24 protein-coding genes and 1 pseudogene are annotated in these 23521 nt (G+C 69.9%); 11 read left to right on the top strand and 14 right to left on the bottom strand.

Annotation, left to right across the window (positions count from 1 at the left end; genetic code table 11):
- Positions 1-79 precede the first annotated feature (79 nt).
- The 4 genes from F8S09_RS16210 to F8S09_RS16195 all read right to left on the bottom strand — a co-directional run bounded on the left by F8S09_RS16210 (position 80) and on the right by F8S09_RS16195 (position 4356).
- The gene (locus F8S09_RS16210; RefSeq protein ID WP_152872509.1) at positions 80-964 is read right to left on the bottom strand and encodes a GNAT family N-acetyltransferase; all 885 of its coding nucleotides are present in this window, start codon (positions 962-964) and stop codon (positions 80-82) included.
- The gene (locus F8S09_RS16205; RefSeq protein WP_152872508.1) at positions 961-2319 is read right to left on the bottom strand and encodes a TldD/PmbA family protein; all 1359 of its coding nucleotides are present in this window, start codon (positions 2317-2319) and stop codon (positions 961-963) included. The genes F8S09_RS16210 and F8S09_RS16205 overlap by 4 nt, the downstream gene beginning before the upstream one ends.
- The gene (locus tag F8S09_RS16200) at positions 2316-3710 is read right to left on the bottom strand and encodes a TldD/PmbA family protein (RefSeq protein ID WP_152872507.1); all 1395 of its coding nucleotides are present in this window, start codon (positions 3708-3710) and stop codon (positions 2316-2318) included. The genes F8S09_RS16205 and F8S09_RS16200 overlap by 4 nt, the downstream gene beginning before the upstream one ends.
- Before the next feature lie 94 nt (positions 3711-3804).
- Entirely contained in the window at positions 3805-4356 is a 552-nt protein-coding gene (locus F8S09_RS16195; protein WP_152872506.1) for a GNAT family N-acetyltransferase, read from the bottom strand.
- A gap of 80 nt (positions 4357-4436) precedes the next feature.
- Here F8S09_RS16195 and F8S09_RS16190 point away from each other — a divergent pair, with 80 nt between their 5' ends.
- Both F8S09_RS16190 and F8S09_RS16185 read left to right on the top strand, forming a co-directional pair.
- Entirely contained in the window at positions 4437-4715 is a 279-nt protein-coding gene (locus F8S09_RS16190; RefSeq protein WP_322618880.1) for a DUF3006 domain-containing protein, read from the top strand.
- Positions 4712-5716, top strand: coding sequence for a ComEC/Rec2 family competence protein (locus tag F8S09_RS16185; protein WP_322618879.1), 1005 nt, complete (start codon positions 4712-4714; stop codon positions 5714-5716). The genes F8S09_RS16190 and F8S09_RS16185 overlap by 4 nt, the downstream gene beginning before the upstream one ends.
- A gap of 88 nt (positions 5717-5804) precedes the next feature.
- Here F8S09_RS16185 and F8S09_RS16180 read toward each other — a convergent pair whose 3' ends face one another.
- Positions 5805-6269 (bottom strand): Ohr family peroxiredoxin, encoded by a 465-nt coding sequence (locus tag F8S09_RS16180; RefSeq protein WP_152872504.1) that lies wholly within the window; start codon positions 6267-6269, stop codon positions 5805-5807.
- A 111-nt stretch (positions 6270-6380) separates the two neighbouring features.
- Here F8S09_RS16180 and F8S09_RS16175 point away from each other — a divergent pair, with 111 nt between their 5' ends.
- Together F8S09_RS16175 and trmB are read left to right on the top strand one after the other, a co-directional pair.
- Entirely contained in the window at positions 6381-7127 is a 747-nt protein-coding gene (locus F8S09_RS16175; protein ID WP_152872503.1) for an FAD-dependent oxidoreductase, read from the top strand.
- Entirely contained in the window at positions 7124-8134 is a 1011-nt protein-coding gene (gene trmB / locus F8S09_RS16170; protein ID WP_152872502.1) for a tRNA (guanine(46)-N(7))-methyltransferase TrmB, read from the top strand. The genes F8S09_RS16175 and trmB overlap by 4 nt, the downstream gene beginning before the upstream one ends.
- Here trmB and F8S09_RS16165 read toward each other — a convergent pair.
- Positions 8115-8546, bottom strand: coding sequence for an SCP2 sterol-binding domain-containing protein (locus F8S09_RS16165; RefSeq protein WP_152872501.1), 432 nt, complete (start codon positions 8544-8546; stop codon positions 8115-8117). The genes trmB and F8S09_RS16165 overlap by 20 nt on opposite strands.
- Before the next feature lie 157 nt (positions 8547-8703).
- On the opposite strand from F8S09_RS16165, the gene F8S09_RS16160 reads away from it, so the two are divergent.
- Together F8S09_RS16160 and F8S09_RS16155 are read left to right on the top strand one after the other, a co-directional pair.
- On the top strand, positions 8704-8994 hold the full coding sequence (locus F8S09_RS16160; protein ID WP_152872500.1) for a hypothetical protein: 291 nt from the start codon (positions 8704-8706) through the stop codon (positions 8992-8994).
- A 129-nt stretch (positions 8995-9123) separates the two neighbouring features.
- Positions 9124-10011: a methyltransferase gene (locus F8S09_RS16155; RefSeq protein ID WP_152872523.1), complete on the top strand. Its 888-nt coding sequence runs from the start codon at positions 9124-9126 to the stop codon at positions 10009-10011.
- A gap of 6 nt (positions 10012-10017) precedes the next feature.
- Here F8S09_RS16155 and F8S09_RS16150 read toward each other — a convergent pair whose 3' ends face one another.
- The 5 genes from F8S09_RS16150 to F8S09_RS16130 are packed head-to-tail and all read right to left on the bottom strand — an operon-like array spanning position 10018 to position 13825.
- Positions 10018-10377, bottom strand: a complete 360-nt coding sequence (locus tag F8S09_RS16150) for a DoxX family protein (RefSeq protein ID WP_152872499.1) — start codon at positions 10375-10377, stop codon at positions 10018-10020.
- Between the two features lie 58 nt (positions 10378-10435).
- A complete protein-coding gene (gene rph, locus F8S09_RS16145) occupies positions 10436-11167 on the bottom strand; it encodes a ribonuclease PH (RefSeq protein ID WP_152872498.1) in 732 nt (243 codons plus the stop codon).
- Entirely contained in the window at positions 11164-11994 is an 831-nt protein-coding gene (gene murI, locus F8S09_RS16140) for a glutamate racemase (RefSeq protein WP_152872497.1), read from the bottom strand. The genes rph and murI overlap by 4 nt, the downstream gene beginning before the upstream one ends.
- A gap of 27 nt (positions 11995-12021) precedes the next feature.
- Positions 12022-12570, bottom strand: coding sequence for a hypothetical protein (locus F8S09_RS16135; RefSeq protein ID WP_152872496.1), 549 nt, complete (start codon positions 12568-12570; stop codon positions 12022-12024).
- A gap of 28 nt (positions 12571-12598) precedes the next feature.
- Positions 12599-13825, bottom strand: coding sequence for an aminotransferase-like domain-containing protein (locus F8S09_RS16130; RefSeq protein ID WP_152872495.1), 1227 nt, complete (start codon positions 13823-13825; stop codon positions 12599-12601).
- Positions 13826-13955: 130 nt separating this feature from the next.
- Between F8S09_RS16130 and fba the strand changes: the two genes are divergently transcribed.
- The 4 genes from fba (at position 13956) to F8S09_RS16110 (ending at position 19003) form a co-directional block, all read left to right on the top strand.
- Positions 13956-14873 (top strand): class II fructose-1,6-bisphosphate aldolase, encoded by a 918-nt coding sequence (gene fba, locus F8S09_RS16125; RefSeq protein ID WP_152872494.1) that lies wholly within the window; start codon positions 13956-13958, stop codon positions 14871-14873.
- Positions 14874-14980: 107 nt separating this feature from the next.
- Positions 14981-15703, top strand: coding sequence for a hypothetical protein (locus F8S09_RS16120; protein WP_227978751.1), 723 nt, complete (start codon positions 14981-14983; stop codon positions 15701-15703).
- A 184-nt stretch (positions 15704-15887) separates the two neighbouring features.
- Positions 15888-18470 (top strand): S8 family peptidase, encoded by a 2583-nt coding sequence (locus tag F8S09_RS16115; RefSeq protein WP_152872492.1) that lies wholly within the window; start codon positions 15888-15890, stop codon positions 18468-18470.
- 107 nt (positions 18471-18577) lie between these two features.
- Positions 18578-19003, top strand: coding sequence for a CBS domain-containing protein (locus tag F8S09_RS16110; RefSeq protein ID WP_152872491.1), 426 nt, complete (start codon positions 18578-18580; stop codon positions 19001-19003).
- A 55-nt stretch (positions 19004-19058) separates the two neighbouring features.
- Here F8S09_RS16110 and F8S09_RS16105 read toward each other — a convergent pair whose 3' ends face one another.
- The 3 genes from F8S09_RS16105 to dnaK form a co-directional block, all read right to left on the bottom strand.
- The gene (locus F8S09_RS16105; RefSeq protein ID WP_152872490.1) at positions 19059-19979 is read right to left on the bottom strand and encodes a DnaJ C-terminal domain-containing protein; all 921 of its coding nucleotides are present in this window, start codon (positions 19977-19979) and stop codon (positions 19059-19061) included.
- 77 nt (positions 19980-20056) lie between these two features.
- On the bottom strand, positions 20057-20710 hold the full coding sequence (locus F8S09_RS16100; protein WP_152872489.1) for a nucleotide exchange factor GrpE: 654 nt from the start codon (positions 20708-20710) through the stop codon (positions 20057-20059).
- Positions 20711-20808: 98 nt separating this feature from the next.
- Complete coding sequence (dnaK, locus tag F8S09_RS16095; protein WP_152872488.1) at positions 20809-22695, bottom strand: molecular chaperone DnaK; 1887 nt, start codon at positions 22693-22695, stop codon at positions 20809-20811.
- A 243-nt stretch (positions 22696-22938) separates the two neighbouring features.
- On the opposite strand from dnaK, the pseudogene F8S09_RS16090 reads away from it, so the two are divergent.
- Positions 22939-23521 (top strand): annotated as a pseudogene (locus F8S09_RS16090) (ATP-dependent zinc metalloprotease FtsH); the annotation flags it as partial.

Here is a 23521-nt window from a genome sequence, read left to right as displayed (position 1 = left end):
AATGCGAGGGGGGTCCGTTCTCAGTCAGGGAACGGACCCCCGCAGGCAAGCTGGAGTTGGAGAGGCGTTCGCACCGCCATCACGGGGCGACGGACTGCCGCAGGGTCAGCCAGCCGCCTGAAGGCGTGAACCCCGCCCGTTGCAACAGCGGGATGAGATGACCTTGGCTGTGGCCGGAATTGGCGCTGACCAGCGGGATGCCGCTCCGGGCGGCGTCAGAGGCGGCATAGGCCAGCAGTCCCGATCCCAACCCGCGTCGCCACCAGCCAGGTGAGACGCTGAGCCACAGAGCCTCGGCGTGCGCCCCGGCCTCCCAGACATGCAAGGTGGCCGCGCCGATGACCTCGTCTGTCCGGGTCAGGGCCAGCCACAGCAGGTCGGGGCGCAACACGCCGTATTCCAGAACGTTCTCGGTAAAGCCCCGCTCATCAAAGGGGGGAAGGCCCAGCTCCTGCCGTCCGGCGTTGATGGCGTGCCGGAGCTTGTCCTGGCGCCCAGGGTCATCTCCCACCGGTTCGGCCCTGACCCCCGGCGGCAGAGCGGCTTGACCCGGCTCCGCCCACTTCCACCCGTCCGCGCCGCCCTGGACAGAAAAGCCCTGCGCCGTCAGCCACTCCAAGCGTCCGTCCCCGGTCCGGACAGAGATCTCCCACGCCTGCGCCCCACGCTGCTGCGCCCAGCCGTGCGCGTGGGTCAGGAGCGCCGCACCCAGGTCGGGCCGCCCAGGAGCGGCGAGCTCCAGTAGAAAGGTTCCATTCTTCAGCGGATAGGACTCCACGAAGGCAACCTCCCGCCCCTCCTGCACAGCGAACCGCACCAGAAATGGCCGCTGTGAATCGGTCTGTTTCAGATGACGGGCAATGCCTTCGGCGGTGATCGGTGCGTCGGGATACTGCGCAGAGGTCAGCCGGGCGAGCGCGGCGAGATCCTGTGGGCTGCCCGCCCAATCCCGCCAGCCGCTCAACTGCCGCCCACCGCCAGCCCCGAGACACGCACGGCCGGAGCGCTTACCCCGTACATAGTGTCTTCCAGTTCGTTCCCGACGGCCTCTATGCCCGCGAGCAGGTCAAGGATGTTCCCCGCCACCGTGAACACCTCCAGCGGGTGCGCGACCTCGCCCCCCTCCAGCCAGAAGCCCTCGGCCTGGAGGGAGAAGTCCCCGGTGATGGGATTGGCGCCCGCGTGCCCGCCCGACACGCCGGTCAGCCGCAGCCCGGTCAGGCCGGAGGCGAGGGCCGCCGCGTCCGTCCCGCCCGGCTGAAGCACGAGGTTGCTGGGCGCGACGCCCACCGTGCCCTGAAGGCCCTGCCGCGCCGCGTGCCCGGTGCTCTGCGTCCCCGCGCGGGCGGCGGTCTGCGCGTTGTGCAGGAAAGCGGTCAGCCGCCCCGCCTCAATCAGCGTGAGGGGCGCACTCGGGCAGCCCTCGGCGTCAAAGGCCCGCGAGCTCAGGCCGCGCGGCAGGGTGGCGTCGTCCACCAGCGTGACGAGGGGCGAGGCGATCTGCTCGCCCAGCCGCCCGGCGAGCGGGCTCTTGCCTTCCTCCACCATCTTGCCGCTGAACATGCCGGAGTACAGCATCAGCAACTGCGCGAGGCAGTCCCCGGAGATCAGGGCCGGGAAGGTGCCGCTGGGCGCGGGTTTGGCGCCCAGCAGGGCCATCGCGTCCTCCACCGCCGAGATCGCCGTGCGGGTGGGGTCCAGTTCGGTGAACTCGCGGGTGAACTGCCAGTCGCGGCCCATCTTGTTCTGGCCGTTCTCGCTCACCAGCGGCGCGATCATGTTCATCGCGTAGAGCTGGCGGTCCTCGCGCTCCAGCCCCTCGGTGTTGGCGACGGTGCCGTACACGTCGCCGTCCTGATAGCCGCCGTAGGGCACGCTGGTGACGCGGGGGTCGGCTTCCCGCGCGGCGCGTTCCAGGTCCAGCGCCACGCCCACTTTCTGCTCCACCGTGACCCCGCTGAGGCCCTCGCCGTACAGGTCCAGCGCGGGGGGCGGCGGCCAGTTCTGGAGGCCCGCGCCCGGCTCCGGGGCGACGAGTTCGGCGTTCTGAACCGCCATGTCGAGCGCCCGGTCCAGCGCGGGCCGCGACAGGTTCTCGCTAAACGAGTGGCCCCACGCCCCGCGCACCACCGCCCGCAACGCCACTCCCTGCCGCGCCGAGAGCTTGAACTCGCTCACGTCGCCGTCAAAGGCGCGGATGCTCGTCGCGTTCGTGCGCTGTCCGTAGACCTCCAGCGTCACGCCGCGCTCACGGGCACGCTCCAGCAGGTAGGCGCGGGCGTCGGGGAGGGAGAGTTGCTGTTCACTCGTTGCGGTCATACGCGGCCTCCCACGGTGATTTCCGAAATCAGGATGTGCGGCTGTCCCACGTCGGTCGGCAGGGACCCCGAGATGCTGCCGCACATACCCTGGCCCAGCGCGAGGTCGCCCGCCACGCCCACGATGTGGCGGAGGTCCTGTGCCCCGTTCCCGACGAGCGACGCGCCCTTGAGCGGCTCGGCGATCTCGCCGTCCCGGATCATGTACGCCTCGTTCACCGCAAAGTTGTAGTCCCCGGTGCCGGGCGTCACGCTGCCGCCGCCCATCCGCCGGGCGTAGATGCCGTGCGAAACCTGCCCGATCAGGCTTTCGGGCGTCTCCTGCCCGTTGTCGATAAAGGTCGAGCGCATCCGGCTGGCCGGGGCGAAGGTGTAGTTCTGCCGCCGCCCGCTGCCGGTGCGGGCATACCCCGTCTTCATGCTGCCCACCCGGTCCACCATGAAGGACTTCAGGACCCCGTTCTCGATCAGGACCGTGCGCTCACCCTTCATGCCCTCGTCGTCCACCGTGACCATGCCCCACGAGCCGGGAATGGTGCCGTCGTCGATGGCGCTGACCGACTCGTGGGCGATCCTCTCGCCCAGCTTGTCCGCGAAGACGCTGGCGTTCTTTTCCACCGCCGTCGTCTCCAGGATGTGCCCGCAGGCCTCGTGGAAGATCACGCCGCCGAACTCGTTGCCAATCACGACGGGCAGCTTCCCAGCGGGGGCGTACCCGGCCCGCAGCATGGCGTTGGCGATGCGGGCGGCCTCCGCGCCGATGGACTCGGGGGCCAGGTCATCGAAGAACTCCAGCCCCTGCCCGGCGCCGGGGCCGTAGAAGCCGGTCTGACGCAGGGTGCCGTCCTGCGCGATGGCGGTGACAGACAGGCGGGTCCAGACGCGCTCGTCTTCGGCCCACAGCCCCTCCGAGTTGGCGACCAGAACGCGCTGCACCCGGTCGAGGTAGTTCACGTCCACCGTCTTCACGTCGCCCACGCCCGCCGCGCCGCCGTGTGCCCGGCGCATCAGCGCGAGCTTGTCGCGGCCCGCCGCGTGCAGGGGATGCTGCCGCGCCACGTACAGGGGCGGCGCGTCCACCCGCCGGAAGTCCAGGCCACCCGCGCCCACGGCGTCCGTCTCGCCCGCCGCGCCGCGTGCCCGCGCCACCTGACCCGCGAGGTCACGCAGGCCCGCCGGGGTCACGTCGTTGGTGTAGGCGTACACCACCCGCGTGCCGTACAGCAGCCGCAGCCCGGCGCCGAACAGGTTGCCGCCGCCCGCGTCCTTCACCTCCCCCTGGTGCAGCCGGAGGTTGGTGTTCACGCTGTCTTCCACAAAGAGTTCCGAGAAGTCCGCCCCACCCGCGCGGGCGAGGGTCAGCACTTCGGCGACAAGGGCCTGATCGAGCATGGAGTCTCCTGGGGCCGTCCGCGTGGGGAGGGCCGGAATATGGGTTGAGGTTGCGCCCCCACTATGCCCCGCCGGGTAGGGAAGGGGCGGGAGGTTAGGCCATTTCTGCTAGCCGCGCCCGCACGTCCGGCCACTCCGCCCGCACCACCGAATACATCACCGTGTCGCGCATGGTCCCGTCGGGCCGCCGCAGGTGCGAGCGCAGGACGCCCTCGCGCACGGCCCCCAGTCCCTCTATGGCCCGCTGGGAGCGGACATTGCGGATATCGGTCTTGAGCTGCACACGCTCCATCCCCATCTGCTCAAAGGCGTGCGCGAGCAGCAGCCGTTTCATCCGGCGGTTGACGCCTGTGCCGTGCCAGCGGGGATGCAGCCACGTCCAGCCAATTTCCAGGCCCGCGTGCGCCGCGCGAATGTCCCCGTAGCGGGTGCTTCCGGCCAGTTCGCTGCCCACCTCGACCACGAAGGGCAGGGCGTCTTCGGCCTCCAGCGCCGCCGCGTAGTAGGCCGGGCTGGACGGCGGCGACCCCATCAGCCGCAACTCGTCCGCGCAGGACTCGGCCAGGGCACACAGGGCGGGGATGTCCCCCTCCGTCAGGGGCCGCAGGGTCAGGTTGCCGCCTTGCAGGGTCACGTCGTGGCGCATGGGAGCAGTGTGACAGGGGAGGAGATGGCCGGGCCGAGTGCGCTCTGGGCAGAAGTGGCCCGCCGCGCTACGCTGGGGGCGTGAACGACGGGCCGGAACGCTGGACAGTGGACGCCATTGAGGACAGTCCACGGGGACGCCTTGCACGGGTGGAACGGGAAGGCGGCTTGACTTTTGACGTGCCCCTGCACGCCCTGCCCGCCGGGGTGCGTGAGGGGGACCTGCTCGCGGTGATAGAGGGGCCAGACGGCGTGACCTTGCACCTCCTGCCCGACGAAACTGCCGCCCGCCGCCGCGCCGCCCAGCACCGACTGGAGACCCTGAACGCCGAGGGCGGGGAAGAGGAGATCAACCTGTGAGCGCCCGACCGACCCCCAAGGGAAAAGCGGCCCCCTCCCGCAAGGCTCCCGCCCGCGCGAAAAAGGCCCCCACCCGCAAACCCGCCCCCAAAGCGAAGGGCAAGCGCCGGGGCGGGCCGGGACCGTCCGACCTGCTGGGGCTGTTCGTGCTGCTGCTGACCGCTGGGCTGGCCGCCTGCGCGGGCAAGGAAGTGCTCAGCGGGGGCAGTGGGGACGGGGAGACCGAGACCCAGACTCCTAGCGGGCAGATGGTCATCCGCTTTCTGGACGTGGGGCAGGGCGACGCCATCCTCGTCCGCAGTCCCGAAGGCAAGACCCTGCTTTACGACGGGGGCCGCAGCAGCGAGCGGATGCGCGGGCACCTGGAAACCTACGGGGTGGACAAGATCGACCTGATGGTCGCCAGCCACGCCGACGCTGACCACATCGCGGGGCTGGTTCCGGCGGCGCAGCGGGCCAAACCGACCCTGTTCATTAACAATGGCATTGCCGGGACCACCCAGACCTGGGAGCGGCTGGTGAACGCGCTGGAGGAGGCCGGGACCACCTTCCAGAAGGCGAACAAGCAGGTCGTGAACCTCGGCAGCGTGCGGGTCCGGGTCATCGCCCCGCCTCCAGGCATGGGCGACGACCAGAACGAGAACAGCGTGGGCGTGCGGATCGAGTTCGGGGAGTTCCGCGCCCTGCTGACCGGCGACAGCGAGAAGCCCGAGACCGAGGCGTGGCTGGAGCAGGACCGACCCGAGATCAAGGGTCCCTTCCAGCTTTACAAGAGCATTCACCACGGCGCGGCCAATGGCGATCATCCGGCCTGGCTCGCCACCGTGCGACCCGAGAACGTGGTGATCGGCGTGGGGGAGAACAACTACGGGCACCCGACCCAGACGGCCCTGAACCTCTACCGCGAGACCGGCGCCCGCGTCTACCGAACCGACCGTCAGGGCACGGTGACCTTCACGGCGAACGCGGACGGCACGTACACGGCGACGACCGACCGCTGAGCGGTTCGGGACCCAGGCCGAGTCAAAAGAGTTTCACTCCTCTCCCCTGGGAGAGGGGCGCTGCGCAGCAGCAGGGTGAGGGGTCGCTCTACCCCCCCGCTTCCTCGTCCACCACCGTCAGTCGCACGCCCACCGACTCACCCAGGGCGCGGCAGTAGGGGCACAGGGCCTTCGCCTCCTGCACCATCCGCTCGGCCTGCTCGCGGCTCAGGCCCGGCAGCAGGACGCGAAGCTCCACGTCGAGGTGATAGCTGGGGTCCGCGTCGTCCTCGCGGCGCAGGCCCACCACCCCGGTCACCTGCGAGGTCCCGAAGGTGATCCCGTCGCGCCGGGCGACCATGCCGATGGCGCTCTGGAAGGACGCGGCGTAGGCGGCGGCGAACAGTTGCTCGGGGTTGGTGCCCACGCCGCCGTCCCCGCCGAGTTCCTGCGGCACGCTGAACTTGACGCCGAGGTGGTGGTCTGGCGTCTCGATGTAGCCGTTGCGCCCGCCGTGTGCGGTCGCTTCACTGCGCGTGAGGACCCTGCCGCCCTGCTCTCCCATCTGAGTCATGCCGTCCACGCTAGGGGGCCTGCGCCGCCGCCGACGGTAGGCGGGCTGACCGTGTGAAGGGACGGTGGGGAAGGGGAGAAGGGACGCCCCGATGCCCTACACTTCGTCCCGATGTCTGGTCCCCTTTCTCCCCGCAGCCTGCCGCAGCCGGGGCACCTCTACGATGTGGCCGTGATCGGCGCGGGCCTCGCCGGGACCGAACTCGCGTGGCGGCTGGCCCGCGCCGGGCAGGACGTGCTCCTCGTCACCCAGGCCCTGGACCACCTCGGCAACCTGTACGGCCCGACGGTAGACGGCGCGGACTTTCCCGAGGGCAGCCTGTTCGCCGGGGTCGCCACCCGCATGGCCCCCGACACCGACGGCTGGACCTTCCACCGCCTCCTCAAGGCCGAGGTGGAGGCCACCCCCGGCATCCACCTGCTGCAAAGCACCGTGACCGGGCTGGAGGAGGAAGGCGAACGGCTCACCCTGTCCACCTGGGAAGGCCCCGCCCTGCACGCCCGCCGGGGGGTGCTCGCGGTGGGCGCGTTCCTGAAGGGCCGCCTCCTGATCGGCGACACGATGGAGGAGGCCGGACGGCTGTCCGAGGTCGCCTACGACTTCCTGGCTGACGACCTCGCCTGCTCGGGCGTGTGGCTGATCGGGGCCGAGCAGGAAGCGGCCGGGGTGGACGGGGCGCCGCCCTACTCGGTGCGCTTCCTGACCCCCGCGCCCGCAGAGTTGGAAGGCTTCCGGGTGACCCGCTTCGACCACCTCTACGCCCTGGGCCGCTGCACGCCGGGCGACCACACCTACCGCAGCGTGCTGGAGGACGCCGCCCGCCTCGCCGCCGAGCTGATGGGGGAGGGGGAGGCATGATCTTTAACTTCTCGGACTTCCACTTCCCCGACCGCCCCGTCCGGTTGTACCCGGACACGCCGGAGCACCCCTGGATTCTGGAGGTCGGCTTCGGTGACGGGCGCTTCTGGCCGCACTTCGCTGCGAGCTTCCCGGAGGCGCCCAATTACCTCGGGGTGGAGATCAGTGGCACGTCGCTGCTCAAGGCCGAGCGGCGGCTGCGGGCGGCGGGACTGGGCAATGCCGTGCTGACCCGCCTGCCCGCCACCCCCCTGATCCGCGAGGTGGTGCCGCCGGGAGCCCTGGACGCCATCGTGGTGAACTTTCCCGACCCCTGGCCCAAGGCGGGGCACGAGGAGCACCGGTTGCTGCGCGTGCCCTTCTTCCGGCTGGCCGCGAGCCGCCTGAAGCCGGGCGGTGCCGTGCTGCTGACCACCGACCACGAGGAGTATTTCGAGTTCGCCTGCCGCGAGGCCGAGGCCAGCGGCGTGATGGCCGTCCACCTCACCAAGTCCCCGCCCCCCGCCGCGCTGGAAACCAAATACGCCCGCAAGTGGCGCGACCTCGGCCTGGACCCCCGGCACGCCCGTTTCGTGCCGACGCTCCCGGCCTCCGCCCTGGCGAGCGAGTTCCCCACCACCGCCGCCCGCTTTCCCGACTCCGAGGATGTCCCTGCCGTGCCCCACGCCATTCTGACCCTGCCCGCCGACTTCGCCCCGACCGCGTTCGCCAAGCACACCGCCCGTGGTGGCGTGACCCGCGACAACCCCGACGGCTGGACCGTCGTGCTGCTGGACCTCTACGCCAGCCTCGGCAAGGACGGCTGGGTGGCCCTCGCGCATGTCGTGGAGGGCGAACTGACCCAAGAGGTGCTCGTCGGCATCACCGCGCGGGAGGACGGTTCGCACCTCGTCCGGCTCTCGCGGTTCGGCGGCCCGGTGGTCACGCCCGGCGTGAAGGCGGCGGTGGGCGTGCTGACGGGCTGGCTGGAGGGGCAGGGAGCGCGGGTCACGCACCGGGGGTACTGACCCGCCCCGCCGCCCCGTCCTCCTCCACCGCCGCCCGGTACGCTGCCTGCATCGCCCGCATGCCGGGGGCCAGCGCCAGCGCGAGGGTCAGCGGACCGCGCATCGTCATCTGGCCGGAGAGCACGGCGGCGGCGGGGTTGAGGTTTCCCACCCACAGCTCGTGGGCCACCCGCGCACTCAGGCCGAAGGTGAGGTCGCTGTCCTCCTCCCGCGCCGCCTCGCCGGTGGTGACCACGGCCTGCGTTCCGTCGCGGCCACTCACCCGGACCGTCACGTCGGGGTCCGTGATCTGGAAGGTGATGGCTGCCCGGCGCCCCACCAGCGCGTCGGCGTCGGGACTGCTGTGGGCGGAGGTCAGCACCCGGAACAGGCGGGCTTCCAGCCGGGCGGCGGGGCTGTCGGGTGTCGTCATGCCCCAGCAGACGCCCCCGCAATGGGCGCGGGTGTGGGGGGTCCCACACTCACCTGAAGCGGGGCTTCACCTCTGGGCACACCTGCATGAACGCTTACAGCTTGCCCCGCCCCAGCGGAGTGAGATGGCGGGGCACCATCAAAAAGGAGGTAGGGAGATGAATGAGCAGCTTCAGCAGACCCTGCAAGCCCTTCAGGGTGGCGTGACTGGCCTGGATGCCAGCAGCGCCATCAGCAATATCTCGGCCTGGGAGCAGACCCTGGGCGGCGCGGGAGGCGCCCTGACGGGGCAGCTCTCCAGCCTGCGCTCCATGCTGGAAAGCGGTGACCTTGACGGCGCGGCGGCCATGCTGCCGTCCATCGCCGACGCCACCGAGCAGGCCGCGCAGATGGCCCCCGCTGCCGATCAGGACGGCCTGCGCCAGCTCGCTTCTATGCTGCGCCCCTGAGACAACTCCTCTCACGGCGGCTCAGACCTTCCCGGTCTGGGCCGCGTCCTTTGGTCCACTTAACTACCCCAGGGTAGGCTCGGACGCGCTGTGTCCCTACCCGCTACCCTGCACTTCACCCACGAACCGATGTCCGTGATCCTGCCCGCCCTCCGCGTGACTCTGGCCGAAGCGGGCGAGGTCACGTTCACCGTTCCCGACCCCGACCTGGGGCTGGGCCTCTACGCGGGGGAGGCGACCGCGCACGGCCTGCACCGCCCCTGGCAAGCCTGGACCGACCTCGCGGACCTGCTGGGAGCACACCTGCTCACCCCGGAGCGGGCGGGGGAAGGGCGCGTGCGACTGCGGCTGCGGGCCTGGGCGAATACACCCGAACCCGACGCCGGGGGCTACGGGGCGGGGGGCGGCTGGGCGCGGGTCGACAAGCTCGAAGACCCGGTGTTCCTCTTCGCACTGGTGGAGGCCCTGCGCCGAGTCAGTCCCCCGGAGGGCGGCCGGGTCCTCGCCCTGGGGGTGAACCGGGGCCGGGAACTGGACGCGTTGGAGTTGGCCTTTCCTGGCCGAACGCTGGAAGTCGTCGGGGTAGACCTGGACGCCTCGGCCCTCGCCGCAGCGCGGGGGCGGCATCCCGGTGGCACCTTCCTGGAACTCGACGTGACCACCCTGCCCCGTCCAGAGTTAGGCCGCTTCGACCTGATCCTCGCGCTGAGCCTGCTCCAGAGCCCCGGCATTCGGCAGGACGTGCTGCTCGCGGCCCTGCGGCGGCACCACCTCACGCCTGCGGGGGGCTTCGTGCTGGGCTACCCCAATGCCCGCTACCGCGACGGGCTGCTGAGCTACGGCGCGAGGCTCCGCAACTTCGCCCGCCCCGACCTCAGCCTGCTCGCCGCCGACGTGACCGAAGCCCGCCGGGGACTGCAAAAGGCGGGCTTCAAGGTCTTCGTGACAGGCAAATACGAGGTGCTCGTCACGGCCATTCCGGCGGGGGCGCGGACGCCAACTGGGTTGGAGCTGTAAGCGCTCCTAGCGGCGGCTGCCCACGGCCAACAGCGCCCCAAACAAGGCCAGGTTCTTCAGGAACTGGTTTTGCTGCTGCTGACGCTCGCGGCCCTCGCGGTCCCAGAAGGGATGGCCGATCACGGTGGTCGGCACCAGGCTGATCGCCAGCGCCGCGCTCGCCGCGCGGGGGGCGATGCCCAGCGCGAGGAGCGTTCCGGCGCCCACTAGCACGGCGCTGTTGGCCTTGACCGCCAGCTCGGGCTGGGGAATCTCCGCGCCGCGCGTGGCCCGCACGATGGGCTCGGGATTCTGAAGGTGGTCCAGCCCGTTTTTGATGAAGATGCTGGCGAGCAGCGCCCGCCCAATGGCTCCCGTCACGCTCATGTGGCCTCCTTGGCTTGAAAGGTCAGTATAGGGGCGCGGCCCAGCCAGGGTGGTTCGCCTAGAGTTGCCGCTCCAGCTCCCGCAGGAGCCCGCCCACCGCCTCCACGCCCGCCGTGAGCAGCCGCACGTACTCCTCCGGCGAGATGGGGCCTTCCTCCGCGCCGCCCTGCGCCTCGATGACCAGCCCCCCGGCGGTGGCGACCACGTTGAGGTCGGCCCGCGCCACCTTGTCCTCGGCGTAGTCGAGGTCCACGCGCAATTCGTCGCCCACCAGCCCCACGCTGGCGGCGCCGACCGTGTGGACCAGCGGCCACTCGGTCAGCGTGCCGGAGTGGATCAGGCGGTCGCACAGGTCGTGCAGCGCAGCGTACCCGGCCAGCACGCTGGCGACGCGGGTGCCGCCGTCGGCGACCAGTACGTCGCAGTCCACGTAGAGGGTCTGGTTGCGAAAGTGCCGCAGGTCGATGCTGGCCCGCAGCGCCCGCCCGAGCAGCCGCTGAATCTCGTGGCGGCGACCGTTTTGCAGGTTGCGCTCGCGGGCCTGCCGGTCGGTGGTGGCGCGGGGCAGCATGGCATACTCGGCGGTCAGCCAACCTTCCTTTTTGCCGCGCATGTGGGGGGCGGGTTTGTCCTCGATGCTCACGGTCGCCAGGATTTCCGTGCGCCCGAGTTTCAGGTGGGCGCTGCCGGGCGCGTGGGGGTTGATGGCCCGCTCCAGCGTCAGCGGCCGGGGGGTCAGGAGGTCGCGGCCCTCGCGCACGGGAAGCCGGGAAGAGGGGGAAGAGGTCAAGTCGTCACCTGCTGCACCGTGACATTGTGCCCGTCTTCGCCCATGAGAAGAGCGATGACCGGCCGCGCCGCCGCTGGGTCCCCCGTCACGAGGTAGGTGACGTGCCCGCCCCCCGTCCCCTCCCGCAGCCTTCCCGACGCCGAGAGCACGTTGCGGGTGTGCCGCGCCACCGCCGCCCCCGAGTCCACCAGCGCGAAGGTGTCCCCGAACTCGGCGCGGATGCTCGGGGCCAGGAAGGGATAGTGGGTGCAGCCCAACACGAGTTGATCGGCCCCCGCCCCCGCCAGCGGCGTCAGCACCTCGCGCAGCACGGCCCGCGCCCGCTCGCCCCCCGCCTGCCCCGCCTCCACCAGCGGCACGAGTTCGGCGCTCACAGCGGTCAGGACCCGCACTCCGGCCGGGTGCGCGAAGCGTTCGATCACGTCCTTGAGGAGCGTGCCGCGCAGGGTCCCCGGCGTGGCAAGCACGCCCACCACCCCCGTGCGCGTGGCGGCCACGGCGGGCTTGACGGCGGGCACGAGGCCAATCACGGGGAAGTCCGGGCCGTACCGCTCCCGCAGGTGCGTCAGGCTGAACGCCGAGGCCGTGTTGCAGGCCACGACCACGCCCCCCGCCCCCCGCGCGTGCAGCGCCGAGACCGCCCGGTCGGTGAGATAACGAATTTCCTCGTCGGGCCGCCCCCCGATGGGCACATGGGCCGTGTCCGCGAGATACAGGAAGTCCTGTCCCGGCAGCGCCCGGCGCAACTCGGCCAGCACGCTCAGGCCGCCGACACCGGAGTCGAACACGCCCAGGGGAGCCTCGGGAGGGGTCGGCGGCGGGGTCATCGGGGGGATGATAGCGGGGCTGGGGAGTCAGAGGCGGCACTGGGCGGGGGGGCCGGGGGTGCGCCATACGGCGGCAGGGAAAGAGAATCGCTTCAGGTGGGCTTCCACCGTGCCGGGCCGGGTGGCCCCGAATTCCACGGTGACGGGCCAGCGCCATTCCCGGTAGTCGGTGTAGCCGGGGTCGTCCCCATGTGGCGGCGTGGCCTGAAGCAGGATGTGCCATGCCCCGAGACAGTCAGGGTCGTACCGGGCTCCCTGCGTCAGCTCGTCATATTCGGCGGGTAGAACAGTTCGTAACCCGGTTGGGTTGAGAACGGAGACTCGCAACGCCCGGTCATCCTCGATCACGCCGAACGCGGCAAAGTCGGGATGCCCTCCCAGATTGGCGCTGAGGAATTGGGTCAACATTTTCTGACGGGTGGGCGTGAACGCATCCACCACCTGCGGCACGAACCACCCCAGCCCTCCCGAAACGAGCGCCACAAGCCCCAGCGAACTCCAGTATCTGCGCCGCGAGATCACCCGCGCAGCATGACAGGCTTTGGCCCGGCGGGTGAACGAAAAAGAGGCCCCCACGCGGAGGCCTCCTCTTCCCGTCTCCAACTCAGTCCATCGCCTCCCGGAACGTCTCGGCCAGCGCCCGGATGCCGCGCTCGATCTGCTCGGGGCCAGCGCTGGAATAGCTCAGGCGCATGGTGTTGGCCCCGCCGCCCAGCGCGAAGAAGGGGCGGCCCGGCACGTAGGCCACGCCGCGTTCCAGGGCACGCGGGAACAGTTCGGTGGTGTCCAGCGCCTCCGGCAGCGTGACCCACAGGAACATGCCGCCCTCGGGCTCGGTGAATTGCACCCCCGCCGGGAAGTGCTCGCGGATGCGGCCCACCATGTCCTGCGCCCGCTCGCCGTAGGCCTTTTTCACGATCTCGATCTGACGCGGCAGCACATCTGCCACCAGCTCGGTGATGATCATCTGGTTGAAAATCGGCGTGTGCAGGTCGGCGCCCTGCTTGGCCTGCACCAGCTTCTCGATGATGAGGTGCGGCCCCTGCACCCAGGCGTCGCGCAGCCCCGGCACCAGCGTCTTGGAAAAGGACCCCGAGTACAGCACGTGGTTGCGCTCGGGGTCGCCGCCCGCGTGCTCCAGGCCCAGCGTGAAGAGGTTGGGCAGCGCCTCGCCCCGGAAGCGCAGCTTGCCGTAAGGGTCGTCTTCCAGCACCAGCACGCCGTACTGGGCGGTCAGCTCGACCAATCGGCGGCGGCGCTCCAGGCTCAGGGTGCGCCCGGTGGGGTTCTGGAAGTTGGGAATCGCGTACAGCAGCTTGGCCGGGTGCGCCTTCAGCACGTCCTCCAGCGCGTCCACGTCGATGCCGTGCTCGTCGGTGGGCAGCTCCACATAGCGCGGGCCGTAGGGCTGGAAGGATTGCAGCGCCCCCAGGTAGGTCGGGGCTTCCACCAGCACCACGTCGCCCTCGTCAATCAGAATCTTGCCCAGCAGGTCGAGGCCCTGCTGGCTGCCGGTCACGATCTGCACGTGCCCCGGCGTCAGCCCGGGGGTCTGGGCGGCGATCCACTCGCGCAGCGGCAGGTGGCCCTCAGTCGTGCCGTACTGCACGGCGGCGGGGCCGTAGCGGTCGAGAACCGTGTTGGCGGCCGTGCGGATCGCGTCCAGCGGGAACAGCTCGGGGGCGGGCAGGCCCCCCGCGAACGAGATGATCTCGGGGCGCTGCGTGAGCTTCAGAAGTTCGCGGATGGCGCTGACACTCATGCGCCCGGCACGGGCCGAGAACCGGGCCGCGAAGTCCACGTCGGGCCGCGTGGGGAGGGTGGGGGTCATGGGTCCATCCTACCCCTGCCCGCCTGAGTCCCGGCCGGGTGTCCGGGGACGCTGGACCCGGCCGGGTTAGGATGTTGAGGCACATTCCGGCCCACTCGGTCTACCGGGAAGGCCCACCCAAGGAGGACTCATGCTCGTCACCGGCAACGACATTCTGGTTCCCGCTCGCGCGGGGCGCTACGGCGTTCCCTCGTTCAACACCAACAATATGGAGATCACCCAGGCGATCATTCACACCGCCGAGCGGCTGCGGGCGCCCGTGATGGTGCAGATGTCGGAAGGTGCCATCAAGTACGGCGGCCAGGACCTTGCCAACATCGTCATCGACCTCGCGCACAGGGCGACCGTGCCCGTCGCGCTGCACCTCGACCACGGCTCGTCCTACGAGTCGGCGCTGAAGGCGATCAAGATGGGCTTCACCTCAGTCATGATCGACGCCTCGCACCACCCCTTTGAGGAGAATGTCAAGGAGACTCGCCGCGTCGTGGAGGCCGCGCACGCGATGGGCATCAGCGTGGAGTCCGAACTCGGGCGCCTCGGCGGCATCGAGGAGCACATCGTCGTGGACGAGAAGGACGCCTTCCTGACGGACCCCGAGGAAGCCGTGCAGTTCATCGAGCAGACGGGCACCGATTACCTCGCCATTGCCATCGGCACCTCGCACGGGGCGTACAAGGGTAAGGGCCGTCCCTACATCGACCATGCCCGCATCGAGAAGATCGCCTCGCTGACGACCATCCCGCTCGTCGCGCACGGCTCCTCCGGCGTTCCGGCCGAGATCGTGCAGCGGTTCCGTGACGGGGGCGGCGAGATCGGGGACGCGGCGGGCATCGCGGACGAGGATCTTCAGCGGGCGACCGGGCACGGCATCGCCAAGGTCAATGTGGACACCGACCTGCGCCTCGCCAGCACCGTCGCCATCCGCGAGGCCCTCCAGAAAAACCCCAAGGAGTTCGACCCCCGCAAGATCTTTGGCCCTGCCCGTGACCTGATGAGCCAGATCGTCGAGCACAAGCTGCGGGTGCTGGGCAGCGTCGGCAAGGCCTGACCCCCCGATCCCCCCCCAGGCTGACGCCCGTCTGACGGCAGGGTGGGGTCATATGAGGCGCGGGTGGGGGAAAATTCTCACCCTGGGCGCGTATGCTCCGCCGTGGCATGCACGCCCTTCGCTTTTCCCTGATGCTGCTGGTTCTGGGCAGTGTGGCCCTGGCTCCAGTGGGGGTCCAGGCTGCCCCGGTGGGGATGCCGCTGCCGAGCGGTTGGCTGACCCGGCTGGTGGGCCTCTTGCCGCAGCCGGGCCAGAGCGCCCAGCTGATGGACTGGCAGGCCAGCCGCCTCATCATGACCCTGACCGGCCGGGTCGCGGAGCTGGGGGGCGACCGGGAGGCGTTGCGGACGATCATGAACAAGTTCCAGCGCGGCGAGAAGCTCGCCTACGACCCCCGGCTGGGCATCAGCCGCGCCGAGTTCGACAGCTACCTGCTGTTCGAGCCCGCACTCGCGCCGACGGGCAAGCGGATCAAGCTCCCCGCGACCCGCGAGGGCAGCCGCCTGCGCTTCGGGGACGTGGCAGGTCTGGACGGGGTGCTGCGCGGCTTGGAGATCGACCTGCTGACCGGTGAGCTGCGTGCTCCCGAGGGATTTTCTGGCAAGCCTCAGATCTTTGCGGCCGACAACGCCCAGGAGCGGGCGCTTGACGTGCAGAGCGGTTTCGAGTGGAACCTGCGCGGCAACAACCCCTACACGCAAAACGGCATCAACCTGATTGTGCAGCTCGTTTCCCTCAAGGGGGGGCAGACGGTCCTGAGTGTCTCCCGCTTCAGCATGATGAATGGCCGCACCAGCGATGGCCGCGTGATCGTGCAGTACGCCCGCTAGGTCGGCGCTCCGCCGCGTCGTCGCCCGGCACACGCCGCAACGGAATCCAGCCAGCGCCCGGTCCGGGGAGAACAGGCTCCCGGTGCCGGGTACCCCCGGCGACTGACCCGCCCCTGACGCCGCCTCAAGGCGTCCTCACGTCCGCTTCAGGGGGCGTCACGGGGAGGCCGCTAGGCTGCCGGGTATGACCAAGACCAAGGCCACTTTGCTGCTTGGCGCCGCCCTGACGCTGGGCAGCGCCAGCCTCGCCGAGGCTGGAACGCTCTCGCCCACGCTGCTGCAGCGGGCGCAGCGCGGCGACCAGACGCCCACGGGCGTGATCGTGCGCTTCAAGTTCAGCAACACCGACCGGGGCCGGGCGCTGTTCAAGAGTTCGCGCCAGCAGCTTCAGGCGCGGCTCGCGCAGCTTGGCCCCGCCGCCGGGTTCATCAACCAGGCCGTGAACTCGGGCCGGGTCACCCAGCTGTGGCTCGACCAGAGCATCTTCCTGCCGCTGACCCCAGTGCAGGCGCGGGCGCTCGCGGCACTGCCCTTCGTGGACGCGGTGTTCGAGAACTTCAAGGTGCAGATTCCCCGCGCGGCGGCCCTCAGCGCGGCCTCGGCGCCGACCGGGACCCCGTGGCACCTCCAGAGCATCGGGGCGCCCCAGGCGTGGGCCTCGGGCTTCCGGGGGCAGAACATCCGGGTAGGGCACCTCGACAGCGGTATTGACCCCAACCACCCCGAGTACGCGGGCCGTATCGCCGCCTTCGCCGAGTTCAACGCAGAAGGCGACCGCATCGGCAGCACCCCGCGCGACACCACCAACCACGGCACCCACACCGCCGGGTTGATCGCGGGCAAGACGGTGGGCGTGGCCCCCGAAGCCCGGCTGATCAGTGCCTTGGTCCTCCCCAACAACGAGGGCACCTTCGCGCAGGTGATCGCGGGGATGCAGTATGTGCTCGACCCCGACAACAACGCCGACACCAACGACGGCGCCCAGGTCGTGAACATGAGCCTGGGGATTCCCGGCACATACGACGAGTTCATCGTGCCGGTGCAGAACATGCTCAAGGCGGGCGTGGCGCCCGTGTTCGCCATCGGCAACTTTGGCCCGACCGCAGGCAGCACGGGCAGCCCTGGCAACATCCCCGACGCCATCGGGGTCGGGGCTGTGGACCAGAACGGGCAGGTCGCGTCTTTCAGCAGCCGGGGTCCGGTTGCGTGGCAGGGACAGATCAACGGCGTTTTTGTGAAGCCCGACATCGCTGCTCCCGGCGTGGCAATCACCAGCTCCTTCCCCAACGGGCAGTACGGAGCGCTGAGCGGTAGCTCTCAGGCCAGCCCCATCGCGGCGGGCGCCGTCGCGCTGATGCTCTCGGCCAAGCCGGGCACGGGCGTGGACGCGATCAAGAACGCGCTGTACACCTCCGCCAGCAACGCAGGCAGCAAGAACAACAACGTCGGCTACGGGCTGATCAGCGTGCCCGGAGCGCTGGGCAAGCTGGGCGTAACGGCGGGCACTCCGGCCCCGGCCCCGACGCCCGCGCCGACCCCGGCGCCCACTCCGGCACCGACCCCCACGCCGACCCCGGCCCCGACGCCCGCTCCCACTCCGGCGCCGACTCCCGCCCCTACGCCGACTCCGGCACCCACCCCGGCCCCCGCTCCGGCCAACCCCACGGGACCGGCAGGCTTCGACCTGTGTGCGGTGGAAGGCGGGTTCTGCGACTTCAAGGGCCAGCGCGAGGCGGCCTTCGGGACGGCCGGGCGCTACCTGACAGGCATCGGCACCGACGGCTTCAACTGCACGGTGGCCGAGTGGGGCAGTGACCCCGCTCCCGGCGTCCGCAAGGGCTGCTTTATCAAGCCCGTCGCGGCTCAGCCGGCTCCGGCTCCCGCTCCCGCGCCCACCCCGGCCCCCACGCCCACGCCGCCTGCGGGCAGCACCAAGCCCCGCGTCCTGCTTGTGGACGACGACATGGGTCAGGGCGCCGACGTGACGGCCGCGCTGCGCGACGCGATCCGGGCCAACGCGGCAGCGGGCGGCGCCTTCGTGTGGAACACCCAGACCCAGGGCGCGGTGCCCCTTTCTGAGATGCAGCGGGTGGACGTGGTGCTGTGGGCGACGGGCGAGCAGTACCAGAACACCCTGACCGCGCAGGACCAGAACACGCTGCGCCAGTACCTCGCGGGTGGGGGCCGCCTCCTCGTGACCGGGCAGGACGTGGGCTACGACATCGGGGGCAGCGCCTTCTACACGGGCACCCTCAAGACCCGTTTCGTGGCAGATAGCTCGGGCAACCCCCGCTTCGTGACGCGCGGCGCCTTTGGCAACACGGCCTTCACCCTGAACGCGGCGGGCAGCGCGGGCAACCAGTACTACCCCGACGTGATTGCGGACCTCAGCGGCTCACAGGTCGTCGCCTCGTGGGGGAGCGCGAACGCCACGGCGGGCACCATCACCGCCCAGAGCATCCGGGTGGATCCCAACACCACCCGTGCCGGGCAGAAGGTGCAGGACCCGCGCGGGCTGGTCGAGCGCCTCGCGGCGAATCTGATCGGCGGCCTCCTGAACCAGATCTTCGGCGGGCAGCCCCGGACCCAGGCCCAGACCCCCGCGCCGCGCATCTCGGCCCAGAACGCGGGCGAGAATGCCGGAGCCATCGTCGCCAACGATGCGGGCGCTTACCGCACCGTCAACATGGGCTTCGGACTGGAGGGCCTGACGCCCCAGAGCCGCGCCCTGCTGATGAAGACGAGCTTCGACTGGCTGATGCGCTGAGCTGCAAGTCGGGGACAGGGGAGAGGGCCACGCGCCTTCTCCTCTTCTTTCGGCCCCTTTAGCTCTCTCCCACCGGACCGGGCGCTTTCACGGAGTAAGGTCCCCTCATGCCTACCCTTCGCGAGATCATGACGTCCAGCCCCGTGACCGTGGACCCCCAGGCCACCCTCAAGGAAGTCGCCACCCTGATGCTCGAACAGGACATCGGGGCCGTGCTGGTGATGGATGGGGACCACCCCAGCGGGATCATCACCGACCGCGACATCGTGATTCGGGCCGTCGCCTACGGTCACGACTACGGCACCGCCGTGACCGACTACACCACCGGCAGCGTCTTCACGATGGAGGCCGACACCGACGTGCAGGAGGCCGCCCGCGAGATGGCCGACCGCCAGCTTCGCCGCCTGCCCGTCACGGACGGCGGCAAGGTCGTGGGGATGGTCAGCCTCGGGGACCTCGCCGTCCGTACCGGTGGGGACGCTGACGAGACCGCCCTGCAAGGAGTCAGCCAGCCCAGCGCCGATCCCCAGTAACCGCACACGGCAGAAGGGCCGCCCGGTGAAGAGGCGGCCCTTCTCGTTGGACGGTTCACGGACGCAGGTCACGCAGCTTGCGGTACAGCTCCCGTTCCTCGTCGGTGAGGTCGCGCGGCACCGTCAGGTTCAGCCGGGCATAGAGATCGCCCCGCGTGCCGTCCCGCCTCGGCCAGCCCTGCCCACGCAGGCGCATGCGGCGGCCCCCGGTGCTGCCGGGCGGGACGGTGAGGGTCACGTTGCCTCCCAGGGTGGGCACGGTGACGGAGCCGCCCAACGCCGCGACGGGAGCGGGCACGTCCACTGTGGTGATCAGGTCGTCGCCTTCCAGGTCGAAGCGGGCGTCTTCCAGTACCCGGATGGTGAGCAGTACGTCGCCGCCCCCCGGCGCCTGTCCCGCCAGCCGCAGCCGGGAGCCGTCGCGCGTTCCGGCGGGCACGCGCAGGGCGAGGCGTTTGCCGTCCACGTTGATGACCTCGTCGGACCCGGTGAAGGCTTCCTGCAGGGTGACCTGCAACTCGCCCTCCACGTTCTGCACGAATCTCCGCCCCTGGGTGCCGCCGATGCCGCCCAGCAGGTCGTCGAGGTTGACCTGCCCGCCGCCCGGAAAGCCCCCCGTGCCCCCCTGGAAGCCGCCGCCCCGCCGCCCTCCCATGCCGAACAGGCCCTGGAAGAAGTCGCTGAACTGCGAGGGATCAAAGCCCGCGAAGTCGCCGCCCTGAAAGTTGCCCGCGTCGCCGTAGCCCGGCGGCACCTGCCCGGTGTGGCCGAACTGGTCGTAGAGCTTGCGCTTCTCCGGGTCGGAGAGGACCGCGTACGCCTCCCCGATTTCCTTGAACTTGTCGGCGGCCTTCTCGTCGCCCTGATTCTTGTCGGGGTGGTAAGCCTTTGCGAGCTTGCGGTACGCGCTCTTGATGTCCGCGTCCGAGGCGCCGCGCGTGACGCCGAGGACGTTGTAGTAATCCTGGTATGCCATAGGGAGCCTCCAGCGTTCAGCGGCCAGCCGCCAGCGGGAACAGAGTCGTCAAGGGCTGGCGGCTGACCACGGGGTGCTCACTGTTTCTTCCCCACCACCACCCGCGCGGGCCGCACCGAGCGGTCGCCCATGCGGAAGCCGAGCTGGTAAACCTGCACGATCACGTCGTCCTCGTCGGCAGGGACGACCTGAATCGCCTCGTGCCAGCGGGGATCGAAGACCTCGCCCTCGCGCCCGGTGACTTCCAGGCCCAGCCCGCTGAAGACCAGCAGCACCTTGTTCTGGACAGCCTGCATGCCGGGAATCAGCTTGGCGGGGTCGCCCGTGCCCATGCTCAGCGCCCGGTCAAGGTCGTCATACACGGGCATCAGGGCCTCGGCAGCCTTCGCCACCCCCTGCCCCTGCGCCGCGTCCACGTCCTCCTGGGTGCGGCGGCGGTAGCTCTCGAAGTCGGCGGCGAGGCGCCCCAGCCGGTTCTTCAGCTCGGCGTTCTCCTTTTCCAGCTCGTCGGCCCGTGCGAGCTTGCCCATCATCTCCTGCACCTGGGCGAACATGCCCTCGTCCATGCCGGGGAATCCGGCGGCGTCAAGGTCTTCTTCAAGGTTGTCCGTCTCGGCGGTGGGGAGGTCGGTGTCAATCTCGGTGCCGGTGTCGGCGTCCACGGTCTTCTTGCGGTCCTGGGTAGTCTGCTCGGCCTGCGGCGTGGTCTGGTTCTGGTCGTCCTGGGTCATGGGGGTCCCCCGTCTGCGAAACATGGTGTGAAGATAGGGGAGAGGGGCCTGTCAGCCGTCCTCTCCCCTCGATGTGTGGTCTGGAGTGGACGCTCGGCTCAGTCAGCGGGCTTGAAGTCCGCGTCGATCACGTCGTCGTCCTGTTTCTGGGCCTGGCTCTGGGCGGCGCCGTCCTGACCCTGCCCGCCCTGCTGCGCGGCGGTCATGAAGGTGCGGAGTTCCTCCTCAAGCCGCTTCTGGGCGCTCTCGATGCGGCTGTCGTCGTCCAGGCGCACGGCTTCCTCGGCCTCGTCGGCGGCGGCCTTCAGGCGGTCCTTGGCGTCCTGCGCTGCCCCGGCGTTCTCGTCGAGTTGCGTCATGGCCTGCACCCGCAGCGAGTCGAGGTTGTTGCGCTTCTCGACCTTCTCGCGGCGCTGGCGGTCGGCCTCGGCGTTCTGCTCGGCCTCGCGCACCATCTTCTCCACGTCGCTCTTGTCGAGGGTGGTGGTGTTCTCGATGCGGATGGAGGCTTCCTTGCCGCTGGTCTTTTCCTTGGCCGTCACGTGCAGGATGCCGTTCGCGTCGATGTCGAAGGTCACCTCAATCTGCGGGCGGCCTGCGGGCATGGGCGGAATCCCTTCGAGCTTGAAGCGGCCGAGAGACTTGTTGTCGGCGGCCATCGGGCGCTCGCCCTGCAGCACGTTGATCTCCACGCCGGGCTGGTTGTTCTCAGCGGTGGTGTAGATCTCGGTCTTCTTGGCGGGGACCGTGGTGTTGCGGGTGATCATCGGGGCGATCATGCCGCCCTTGACCTCCACGCCCATCGTCAGCGGGGTCACGTCCACCAGCACGATGTCGCCGAGGCTGGAGTCGCCCTGAATGATGCCCGCCTGCACCGCTGCGCCCAGCGCCACGGCCTCGTCGGGGTTGACCGACTCGTTGGGCGTCTTGCCGATGATGTCCTGCACGATGCGCTTGACGGCCGGGATGCGGGTCGAGCCGCCCACCAGAATCACTTCGTCAATCTGCGAGGCACTGAGCTTCGCGTCCGAGAGGGCCTGCTCGACCGGGTGCCGCACGCGGCGCAGCAGGTCGGCGGTCAGCTCCTCGAACTTGGCCCGCGTCAGGCTGCGCTCCAGGTGCAGCGGGGTGCGCGTCTCAGGGTCGAAGGTGATGAAGGGCAGGCTGATGGTGGTTTCGGAGGCGTTCGACAGCTCGATTTTGGCCTTTTCCGCCGCCTCGATCAGGCGCTGGAGGGCCTGGGGGTCCTTGCGCAGGTCGAAGTTGTGCTCTTTCTGGAACTCGCCCGCGAGCCATCCCACGAGGCGCTGGTCGAAGTCCGCGCCGCCGAGGTGCGTGTCGCCGGAGGTGGACTTCACCTCGAAGACACCGTCGCCGAGTTCGAGAATGGTCACGTCGAAGGTGCCGCCCCCGAGGTCGAACACCAGGACCGTCTCGTTGCCCTTGCGCTCCAGGCCGTAGGCGAGCGCGGCGGCGGTGGGCTCGTTGATCACGCGCAGCACGTTCAGGCCCGCGATCTCGCCCGCCTGCTTGGTGGCTTCACGCTGCGAATTGTCGAAGTACGCGGGCACGGTGATGACCACGTCGCGAATCTTCTCGCCGAGCTTGGCCGAGGCGTCCTGCACGAGCTTGCGCAGTACCTCCGCGCTGACCTGTTCGGGAGCGAGGTCCTGGCCGTTGACTTCGATCCGCACCGACCCGCCGGGGCCTTCCTTGACCACGAAGGGAGCGCGGCCCGCTTCCTCGCGGATCTCGTCCCAGCGGCGGCCGATAAAGCGCTTGACCTCGAAGAGGGTGGCCTTGGGGTTCAGCGCGGCCTGACGGCGGGCGATCTGCCCGACGAGGCGCTCGTCGCCCTTGTAGGCCACGACCGAGGGGGTGGTGCGGGCGCCTTCGGCGTTCACGATGACCTCGGGGCGTCCGCCTTCCATCACGGCGATCACAGAGTTGGTGGTACCGAGGTCGATTCCGACAGCTTTAGGCATGATGACTCCTTGGGAAAGAGAATTGAGGGATACATACGTAAGATTCTGCTGCCGGGTGAACAGCAGTTCTGAACTGCAGACAGCATAAGGCTACAGTTTGGAGATGTCAATAGACTTGAGTGCCCTGTGCTCAACCTTGTGGGACAGCTCGCTCATTCACATCGCTAGTTCTCTTCCAAAGTTTCCCGGCCCAGTCGGCCTACACTGGGGCATGACACAGGGCCGGGGGCGGGGGGCACGCGGGTGAAGCGCGGCGCTTGGGGCTGGGGACTGGCGGCGGCGGTGGGGGCGCTCCTGCTCCTGATCATCGTGTTGAGTCCCCGCGGCCGCCCGGACGAACTCGGGCTGGACGACCTCGCGGCGTCGCTGCGGGCGGGCAAGGTCGCGACACTGACCGTGCAGATTCAGAACAACACTGCCCTGCTGACGGGTCGGCTGGACGACGGGGAAGCGTTCCAGACCCGCACCCTGGCTGCCGATCCCCTGATCGCCCTGCCCCGGCTGGAGGCGGCGGGCGTGGAAGTCACCTACGCCGCGCCCCCCCGCCTGAGCGTGATCACGCTGGTGAGCGGCCTGCTGACCGGCCTGCTGATCGTGGCCCTGCTCGTCCTGCTCTTCCGCCGACCCGGCGGTGGTGAGGGGGCGGCGGGGAACTTCGGGAAGTCGAAGGCGGCGGTGATCAGCGAGGGCCAGATCAAGCTCACCTTCGCCGATGTCGCGGGCTGCGACGAGGCCAAGTCCGACCTGCAGGAAGTCGTCGACTTCCTGCGCCACCCCGAGCGCTACCACCTCCTCGGCGCCCGCATCCCCCACGGCGTCCTCCTCG

The sequence above is a fragment of the Deinococcus terrestris genome (assembly GCF_009377345.1).
Taxonomy (GTDB): Bacteria; Deinococcota; Deinococci; order Deinococcales; family Deinococcaceae; genus Deinococcus; species Deinococcus terrestris.
The sequence above is the reverse complement of the archived record's forward strand: the minus strand, read 5'-3'. Positions and strand labels throughout refer to the sequence as shown.